The organism is Methylocystis sp. (genome assembly GCF_050246715.1).
GTDB lineage: Bacteria > Pseudomonadota > Alphaproteobacteria > Rhizobiales > Beijerinckiaceae > Methylocystis.
This window is the reverse complement of the sequence record NZ_JBFWVN010000010.1, coordinates 57,467-63,847: the sequence shown is the minus strand read 5'-3', so window position 1 is coordinate 63,847 and position 6,381 is coordinate 57,467. Positions and strand designations below refer to the sequence as shown.

The following is a 6,381-nucleotide window of genomic DNA, read 5'->3' as shown; positions in this document are numbered from 1 at the left end:
CAGCGGCGCCGGATCAATTTGCAAGCAAACAGCATCCCGCGCAGCGAAAACCTGCGGAAACGATTACTTCCGCAGGTCTCAAAACTTCGTCACGTCAACGCCTTGCGAGTTCTTCACGGATGACTGCGACAGCCGCCATTGTCACGCCGACGGCGCCGAGGACGCGACTGGCGTTTCGACGATCGGAGTCCCCACCATGCGAAACGCCCGGTCGATGAATATGCGTGCGACCGTCAGTAAGCCGCCACGACCGGCGGCGGCGGGGGCGGCGGCACGAGCACGTTGACGACGGCGCCGGCAACGGTGAACGGCAGGGCGACCACCGCGACCACCGGGGCGAACGGGTCCGGCGCGAGGACGGCCTGCGGCGGCGGGGGCGGGGGAGCAACGGCGAGATCGGCGGCGAAAGCCGAAGATGCGAGTGACGCCGCAGCGGCTCCAAACGCAAGAGCAATGATATTCCGGGACACGTTTGCCTCCTTAGTCGCAGCCGAAAGGCAGGCTGCACCAACGCTAACGTTTAGCTTGCATATTCGTTCCGCTTGACCGAGCGCCGCGCGGGCGCTTCGAACTTTGTTTTCGGTTGGCGTCTCTATTTAAGATTAAGGCGGCGCAGAGCGATTGCGCTCGGCGTGGGCGTCGCCTTCGTCGCGGCGGCGTTCGGAAGGGTCGGCGACATGGATTACGACGCGCTGTTAGCGGCTCTCCTGGCTGGCGCCGTCACGCTCCTGGCGTTTCTGTTCTGGCCGGAACTGGCGGATCAGCTGCCGGACATCGCGCCCATGGCGGTCATCTATCTCCTGGCGCTGCTGGCCGGCGCCTGGATTTTCGGGTCGTGGCGTCGCAGGCGCCGCAAGTGAAGTATCCGGGGCCGGCGTGCTTCTGCTGGGAACCGGAACAAAAGCCGCCCTTTTTTACTTGGCGCTTTCGCTTTCCGCTTGACAGGGAGCGGCTAACCCTCCTTTAACGGGGCACCATTTAGATCGCGCTCTTTCCCAGGCGAACCGGTTCATGCGCTTCCTCAAAATACTCCCCGGCCTTGCGGCACCGCTTGTCGGCGTGACGGTCGCGCTTGCGCTATGCGTCATCGTCTTCGGCCTGTCTTTGACCGGCATCGATCCAAGCATCGATTAATTTGCGCGCGGCGCCTGCCGCCGGCACAAGCGTCGCAATTTCACGTCAGCCTATAAGGCGTCAGCGCTCGGACGCGGTCGATCTTCAAACCGCCGCCGATAGTTGCGAGAACAGGCGGCGTCTCGACCGTCTTCAGCTCGCTCCCGATATGAGGTTTACGCCGCGGGCGAAAATCAAATCAGCGCGATCGCCGAGACCAGCCGACCGTAATCCGGCTCGCGACGATGAACGCTGCGGCGGTAGCTGAAACAGCGCGCTTCATCCGCATAAGTGTCGACGCCGAGGTCCTCGAATGAGCCGACGTCGAGCGCCTCGACCCGCGACGCGATGAAGCTCGGCAGATCGAAGGTCGCATGGCCTTCGCGGGCGGTCGGCGCAAAGAAGCGCGAGAACGACTCATCCGCGTCGCGAAATCGCGCGACGAATTCCGGACCGACTTCATAGCTCGTCGCGCCGATCGCCGGTCCGAGCGCGACATGGATGTCGGCGCGATGCGCGCCCTGCGCTTCCATCTGCGCGACGGTCGCTTCGATGACGCCGCCGAGCGCGCCCTTCCAGCCGGCATGGCAGGCGCCGACGACGCGCGCCTTTACATCCGCAAACAGCAGCATGCCGCAGTCGGCGCCGGTGACGCCGAGCGCGAGCGAGACTTCCGTCGTGACGACGCCGTCGCATCGCGGCCGCGCGTCAGCGCTCCATGGCTCATGCACAGCAAGCGCATCCGCTGAATGAATCTGAAACGGCACGAGCAGGCGCTCGGCGTCGACGCCGAGGCGCGCCGCCATGCGGGCGCGATTTTCGGCGACTAGCGGCGGCGCGTCGCGCGAGCCGACGCCGCCGTTGAGCGATGCGTAGACGCCTTCGGAGACGCCGCCCTCGCGGGTGAAAAAAGCGTGGCGCACGCCGGGCAGGCCAAGATTTCGCGCAGCGAGCGCATGCGTTTCGAGCGTCATTACGTCGATGTTACACGAAAAATCCCGGCAGGTCGGGCATATCCGGATGAGTCACCGCCATCACCTTGAACAATTGGCCCATCTGATGACGCGCGTCATCGATTCCGGCGAGACGTTCGAAGGCGTCGACGATGGCCTGCGCCTGCTCGGGCGTCGCCTTCTTCGACAAGGTTTCCGCCCGGCGTTCAATGCCAAGCTGCATGAGAAAATGCGCTTGCGTCACAGGACCCAGCACCTTGGCGCCGCATGCGTGCGCGGCGCGCGCCAGAGCCGCGAAATCGACGTGAGCGGTCAGGTCCGCCTCTCCGGGCGCCGCCAGCGGATCGACACAGGCGTGGCGCGACACGGCCTGCAGACTGTCGCCAAGCGTGGTCTGTTCATAGCCGTAGTCGATGAGCAGGAACGCGCCGCCTTCGGCGACGAGCCTCGTCGCGATTTCGCTCATGAGTTTCTGACCGACGGTGCTGACTTCAATGACCGATCCTTCGCGCGCCGGAACGTTGAGCGCCGTCTCGATCTCATCGGACAGTCCGAAGGCGAGTTCGCCTTCGGCGTCGAGCCCGACGAGTTGCTCGCGCCAGCCGCCGGCGGTTTTGACAAAATGCCGGACGGGCAGAGCGTCGAAAAACTCATTGGCGACGATGAAGGCGGGGCCGGGCGGGGTCTCGGCGAAATCCAAATGCCACTGCGTGGGCTTTGCGGCCCTGGCCAACGTCTGGCTTTGCGCTTCGCGCAGAACCGGACTGGTTTCGACGAGATGCACGGTGACGGCGGAAAAGAAATTGGGCGCGATTGGCGCGACGCGCAGCACGTCGGACATCAGCGTGCCGCGGCCGGGGCCAAGCTCGACAAGCCGCGTCTGCTGCGGTCCGCCCGCCGCGCGCCAGGCTTCGGTGATCCACACGCCGATCAATTCGCCGAACATCTGGCTGATCTCCGGCGCGGTGATGAAATCGCCGCCCGCGCCGAAGGGGTCGCGGGTCATGTAATAGCCGTAACGTGGATGGGTGAGGCAGAGCGACATATAGCGCTCGAGCGTGATGGGGCCGTCATGCGCGATCGCTTCGATCAATTCTCTCTTCAAGGCGCTCATGCGGTCGCGCTCCTCGGGCGGAGCGCGAACATGATCGCGGCGCCGCCAAGCAAAATGAGCGGCGCAGAGAGAACCATGCCCATGGTCAATCCATTAGGCAGCGCTTCCTGCACCGGATCCGGTTCGCGAAAGAATTCGCAGAAGATTCGTGCGAGCCCATAGCCGACGCCGAAAAGTCCGGTGATGAGTCCCGGCTGTTTGAGCGCGCCGCGTTGGGCGGCGAACAAGAGCAACGCGCCGAGCGCGACGCCTTCTAGGCCTGCTTCATAAAGCTGGCTCGGATGGCGAGTCGCGTCGCCAGCGCCGGGAAACGCCATCGCCCAGGGAACGTCGGTCTCCCGACCCCACATTTCCGGCTTGATGAAATTGGCGAGGCGACCGAAGAAAATGCCGATCGGCGCAACGGCCGCGCAAATGTCGCTCACGGTCAGCAGCGGCACGCCGCTGCGGCGGGCAAAAAGAAACATGCCGATCGTCGCGCCGATGAGGCCGCCGTGGAACGCCATGCCGCCTTTCCAGGTTTGAAAAACCTCAAGCGGGTGCGCGAAATAGAAGGCTGGATCATAGATCAGCACATGGCCGAGTCGCCCGCCGAGAATGACGCCGAAGGCGACGAAGACAAGAAGATCGTCGAGAGATTCACGGCTTGGCCGCGGCTGGCCGCGACTCCACAGCGCGTCATTCGCGACCAGCGCGCGCAGGCCGAGCCAGCCGAAGATGAAGCCGCCGATATAAGCGAGCGCATACCAGCGCAGCGGCAAGGGTCCGACGTTGACGGCGACGGGATCGATCACAGGAAAGGGAAGCACGAAAATCGGCATTAAGCAGGTCCGGACGTGGGTGCGCGTTTCGAACCTACACGCCCCACCTGTCTTTTACCTGCCGGCCCCGCCGATGTCATGTCCCGGCTGGCGCGCCGCAAAGCGCTTCCCCGCCGGATCACGCCGCCATTTTCTTTGGCATGAAGCGCCCGTAGAAAGTTTCGCCCTTCGCCGCCATGTCGCGCAGCAATTGCGGCGGCTCAAATCGCGGGCCGCATGTCGCGGCGAGCTTGTCGCACAACGCGACGAAGGCTTTCGCGCCCATGCCGTCGATATAGGAGATGACGCCGCCGGTGAAGGGCGCGAAGCCGAAGCCGAGAATGGAGCCGACGTCGGCTTCGCGCGGATCGGTGACGACGCCCTCGGCCATGGCGCGCGCCGCTTCGACCGCCTGGGTGACGAGAAAGCGCTGCTTCATTTCGGCGACGTCGAGCGTTTCTGGATCGAGTTGCTGTTGCGTCAGCGCCGAGAGGCCCGGCCACAGGCTCTTCGTTCGATCGGCGTGGTAATCATAGAAGCCCTTGCCGTTCTTGCGGCCGAAACGGCCGTTGTCCTCGACCATGAAGCGCAGCACGCGCTCCTGCGCGGGATCGACCGAGCCTTCGCCGAGGTCCTTCTTCGTCGCCTGCAGGATTTTCCAACCCAAGTCGAGCGCGACTTCGTCATTGAGCGACAGCGGCCCGACCGGCATGCCGGCCATGCGGGCGACGTTTTCGATCATCGCCGGCGGCACACCGTCGACAAGCATGATCTGGCCTTCGCGAACATAATTGAGCACGCAGCGATTGGCGAAGAAGCCGCGCGAATCATTCACGACGATCGGCGTCTTCTTGATGATGCGAACGAAGTCGAGCGCCGTCGCCAGCGCGCGATCGCCGGTTTTCTTGCCGAGGATCACTTCGACGAGCAGCATTTTCTCGACCGGCGAGAAGAAATGGATGCCGATGAAGTTTTCGGGTTTTTGCGCGGTTTCGGCGAGCGACGTGATCGGCAGGGTCGAGGTGTTCGAGGCGAAGATCACGTAGTCCCCGACGACATCCTGCGCGCGCTTCGTTACGTCGGCCTTGACCGCGCGATCCTCAAATACGGCTTCGAGCACGAGATCGCATCCCTTGAGCGCGCCATAATCGGCGGTCGCGAGAACGCGCGCCATCAGCGCTTCCTTGTCGGCCGAGGTGGCGCGGCCCTTGCTCACCGAACTCGAAATGAGCTTGTCGATGGTCGCCAGGCCCTTGTCGGCGCTTTCCTGATCGCGATCGACAAGCACGACGTCGAGTCCGTTGAGCGCGCTGACATAGCCGACGCCTGCGCCCATGAAGCCTGCGCCAATAATGCCGATCTTCTTGAGATTGGTCGGGCCGACGTCGTTTGGCCGATGCGCGCCCTTCTCCAATTCGTTCTTCGATAAAAACAGCGAGCGGATCATCGCCGCCGCTTCCTTCGAGCGCAGAATATGCGCGAACCAGCGCGACTCGACGGTCAACGCCTGGTCCATCGGCAGTTGCAGCCCTTCATAGACGGCGTGCAGAATGGCTTTCGCGGCAGGATAATTGTCGTAGGTTTCGCGACGGTAGATGGCGTTGGCGGCGGGCCAGATCATCATGCCGGTCGGCGAGAAAACTCTGCCGGACGGATTCTTGAACTCCTTTACATCCCACGGCGCCTGCGCCTTGCCGCCATTGACGATGAAGGCGCGGGCGCGATCGACGATTTCAACCTTAGGCGCGATTTCATGTACGAGCCTGGCGCCGAGGGCGGCTCTCGGCTTGATCTGATCGCCCCTGAACAGAAACTGCAGCGCGTCGCCGGTCTGCATGATGCGCGAGACGCGCTGCGTGCCGCCGGCGCCGGGAAAGAGCCCGACCTTGATTTCCGGCAGGCCGACCTTGGTCTTCTCGTCGTCGGCCATCACGCGATAGTGACAGGCGAGCGCAAGCTCAAAAGCGCCGCCAAGGCAGACGCCATGAATGGCGATGGCGAAAGGTTTGCCGCAGGTCTCGAGCTTGCGATAGAGCAGCGACAAACGGCGCGAAAATTCGAAGAATTGCGTATTCGCCGCCTCCTCGCATTGCTCCTTTAAGGCCTTGGCGTATTGCGCGGCGCCATGCTGCAGCATGGAAAGATCGGCGCCGCCGGAAAAGGCGCTCTTGCCCGAGGCGATGACGCAGCCCTTGACGTTCGGATCGGCGACGACCGTATCGATGATCGCCTCCAGCTCGTCCATCACCTGCGGTGTGATGACATTCATCGTACGCTCGGGCATGTCCCAGGTCGCCAGCGCGACGCCGTCAGCGCCGATCTCGAAGCGGAAATTGACGAGGTTCATTATCTTGTCTCCGAAAGATTTCCTTGGCGACACCTTCTCCCGCAAGCGGGAGAA

At 63.5% G+C, this 6,381-nt stretch carries 7 protein-coding genes; 2 read left to right on the top strand and 5 right to left on the bottom strand.

The window, feature by feature from the left end; genetic code table 11:
- Positions 1-233: 233 nt before the first annotated feature.
- Entirely contained in the window at positions 234-470 is a 237-nt protein-coding gene (locus AB7I51_RS05980) for a hypothetical protein (RefSeq protein WP_428403299.1), read from the bottom strand.
- A 162-nt stretch (positions 471-632) separates the two neighbouring features.
- Here AB7I51_RS05980 and AB7I51_RS05975 point away from each other — a divergent pair, with 162 nt between their 5' ends.
- Positions 633-860 (top strand): hypothetical protein, encoded by a 228-nt coding sequence (locus AB7I51_RS05975; RefSeq protein WP_428403300.1) that lies wholly within the window; start codon positions 633-635, stop codon positions 858-860.
- A 151-nt stretch (positions 861-1,011) separates the two neighbouring features.
- Positions 1,012-1,134 carry a hypothetical protein gene (locus AB7I51_RS05970; RefSeq protein WP_428403301.1) on the top strand — a complete coding sequence of 41 codons (123 nt, stop codon included), beginning with the start codon at positions 1,012-1,014 and terminating at the stop codon, positions 1,132-1,134.
- 173 nt (positions 1,135-1,307) lie between these two features.
- Here AB7I51_RS05970 and AB7I51_RS05965 read toward each other — a convergent pair whose 3' ends face one another.
- From AB7I51_RS05965 to AB7I51_RS05950, 4 genes are all read right to left on the bottom strand, one after another.
- Positions 1,308-2,087, bottom strand: coding sequence for a polyphenol oxidase family protein (locus AB7I51_RS05965; RefSeq protein ID WP_428403302.1), 780 nt, complete (start codon positions 2,085-2,087; stop codon positions 1,308-1,310).
- Between the two features lie 10 nt (positions 2,088-2,097).
- Positions 2,098-3,180, bottom strand: coding sequence for a class I SAM-dependent methyltransferase (locus AB7I51_RS05960; protein ID WP_428403303.1), 1,083 nt, complete (start codon positions 3,178-3,180; stop codon positions 2,098-2,100).
- Positions 3,177-4,001, bottom strand: coding sequence for a prolipoprotein diacylglyceryl transferase (lgt, locus tag AB7I51_RS05955; protein WP_428403304.1), 825 nt, complete (start codon positions 3,999-4,001; stop codon positions 3,177-3,179). Before lgt ends, AB7I51_RS05960 begins: the two co-directional genes overlap by 4 nt.
- Positions 4,002-4,119: 118 nt before the next feature.
- A complete protein-coding gene (locus tag AB7I51_RS05950; protein WP_428403305.1) occupies positions 4,120-6,327 on the bottom strand; it encodes a 3-hydroxyacyl-CoA dehydrogenase NAD-binding domain-containing protein in 2,208 nt (735 codons plus the stop codon).
- Positions 6,328-6,381 lie beyond the last annotated feature (54 nt).